Source organism: Streptomyces sp. UH6, assembly GCF_013421635.1.
GTDB lineage: Bacteria > Actinomycetota > Actinomycetes > Streptomycetales > Streptomycetaceae > Streptomyces > Streptomyces abyssomicinicus.
The window spans coordinates 1-2,334 of the sequence record NZ_JACADT010000901.1; the positions used below are offsets into that span (position 1 = coordinate 1).

2 protein-coding genes are annotated in these 2,334 nt (G+C 70.3%); both read right to left on the reverse strand.

Annotation, left to right across the window (positions count from 1 at the left end):
• Nucleotides 1-93: 93 nt before the first annotated feature.
• The gene (locus tag HW445_RS27335; protein ID WP_180223550.1) at nucleotides 94-978 is read right to left on the reverse strand and encodes an acyl-CoA thioesterase II; all 885 of its coding nucleotides are present in this window, start codon (nucleotides 976-978) and stop codon (nucleotides 94-96) included.
• 35 nt (nucleotides 979-1,013) lie between these two features.
• Nucleotides 1,014-2,171 carry an acyl-CoA dehydrogenase family protein gene (locus HW445_RS27340; RefSeq protein ID WP_180223551.1) on the reverse strand — a complete coding sequence of 386 codons (1,158 nt, stop codon included), beginning with the start codon at nucleotides 2,169-2,171 and terminating at the stop codon, nucleotides 1,014-1,016.
• Nucleotides 2,172-2,334 lie beyond the last annotated feature (163 nt).

A 2,334-nucleotide genomic window follows, 5' to 3' on the forward strand; every position in this document is an offset into this window, starting at 1 on the left:
CGGCCTTGCGGTGGTGACGGGGCTTCGGGTGCGCGGGCGGGGTGCCCGCCGTGGGCGGGCGGGCGTCCCGGGGGCACGCGACGCCGGGGCGCGTCAGCGGGGGACCCGCACCACGCCCTCCTGGATGACGGAGATGGCGAGCCGGCCGTCCCGGGTGTAGATGCGGGCCTGGCCGAGTCCGCGCCCGCCGGAGGCGGACGGCGACTCCTGGTCGTAGAGCAGCCACTCGTCGGCCCGGAACGGGCGGTGGAACCACATGGCGTGGTCCAGGGAGGCGCCGACCACGTCTCCGGCCGCCCAGCCGCCGCGCCCGTGCGCGAGGAGCACGGAGTCCAGCAGGCTCATGTCGGAGACGTAGGTGGCGAGGCAGACGTGCATCAGCGGGTCGTCGAGGGACCCGTCGAGCTTGCCGGCGGTGCGGAACCAGACCTGGGAGCGGGGCTCCCGCGGCTCGCCCACGCTGCCCCACGGCGGCGGATTCACGTACCGCAGGTCCACCGCGGCGCGCGTGGTCACCATCCGTTCGAGCATCTCCGGCGAGGCGTAGGCGTCCGCGTAGCGCGGCATCATCTCCTCGAACGTCGGCAGCGTCTCCGGGTCCGGGACCTCGGGCATCGCCGTCTGGTGGTCCAGCCCCTCCTCGTACGCCTGGAACGAGGCCGAGAGGTGGAAGATCGGCCGGCCGTGCTGGACGGCGACCACCCGGCGGGTGGTGAAGGAGCGCCCGTCGCGGATGCGGTCGACGTCGTAGACGATGGGGGCGCCCGGGTCCCCGGCGACCAGGAAGTACGCGTGCAGCGAGTGCGCGAACCGGTCGGCGGGGACGGTGCGTCCCGCGGCGATCAGCGCCTGGGCCGCCACCTGGCCCCCGAAGACCCGGGGGACGACGGCGAACCTGGACCGACCGCGGAAGATGTCGCGCTCGATCTGCTCGAGGTCGAGCAGATCGAGCAGCGACTGCAGTGCCTGACTACTCATGTCGTCAGTGGTACCGGACAGAGTTCTCGCGGACCTTACAGGCCCATGTCCTTGGCGATGATCGTCTTCATGATCTCGCTGGTGCCGCCGTAGATGCGGTTCACCCGGTTGTCCGCGTACAGGCGGGCGATCGGGTACTCGTTCATGTAGCCGTAGCCGCCGTGCAGCTGGAGGCAGCGGTCGATCACGCGGTGCGCGACCTCGGTGCAGAACAGCTTGGCGGAGGCGGCCTCGGCGGCGGTCAGCTCGCCGGCGTCCAGGGCCTCCAGGGCGCGGTCGGCGACGGCCTCGGCCGCGTCCACCTCGGTCTTGCAGGCGGCCAGCTCGAACTTGGTGTTCTGGAAGGCGGCGACCGGCTGGCCGAAGACCGTGCGGTCCTGGGTGTACTTCTTGGCGAAGTCCACCGCGGCCTTGGCCTGGGCGTACGCGCCGAAGGCGATGCCCCAGCGCTCGGAGGCCAGGTTCTTGCCGAGGTAGTAGAAGCCCTTGTTCTCCTCGCCCATCAGGTCCTCGACCGGCACCTTGACGTCGACGAACGCCAGCTCGGCGGTGTCGGAGGTGCGCAGGCCCAGCTTGTCCAGCTTGCGGCCGATCGAGTAGCCCTCGGACTTGGTGTCGACGGCGAAGAGGGAGATGCCGTGACGGCGGTCCTCGGCGGTGGCCGGGGCGGTGCGGGCGCAGACGATCACCTTGTCGGCGTGGACGCCGCCGGTGATGAAGGTCTTGGCGCCGTTGAGGACGTAGTGGGTGCCGTCCTCGGAGAGCTTGGCGGTGGTCTTCATGCCGGCGAGGTCGGAACCGGTGCCCGGCTCGGTCATCGCGATGGCCCACATCTCCTCGGCGGAGACGAACTTCGGCAGCCAGCGCTTCTTCTGGTCCTCGGTGGCCAGCATCTTGATGTACGGCAGGGCGAGCAGCACGTGCACGCCGGAGCCGCCGAAGGTGACGCCCGCGCGGGCGGTCTCCTCGTACTGGATGGCCTCGAACTTGTGGGTGTCCAGGCCGGCGCCGCCGAACTCCTCGTCGACGTTGATGCCGAAGAGGCCCAGCTCGGCGAGCTTGTAGTAGAACTCGCGGGGCACGATGCCCGCCTGGAACCACTCGTCGTAGACCGGGACGACCTCGGCCTCGATGAAGGCGCGCAGGGTCTCCCGGAACGCCTCGTGATCCTCGTTGAACACCGTACGGCGCACCGCCGCCACCTCCGCCTTCGTCCTGGCTGCTTGTCGCTTCCGAGCAGCGCGGTCTAGCTAAGCGCTTGCTCAGCATTCACCGTACCGGCGAGTAGGACACTCGTCCAGAGATGCGCCGCCGAACGGGTCCGTAACGCTGATCACGCCACCTCGGCCCCCTGCC

Bases quoted from the DNA above. Each gene is read 5' to 3' on its own strand.
- HW445_RS27335 (WP_180223550.1), bottom strand. From the start codon at position 978: ATGAGTAGTCAGGCACTGCAGTCGCTGCTCGATCTGCTCGACCTCGAG.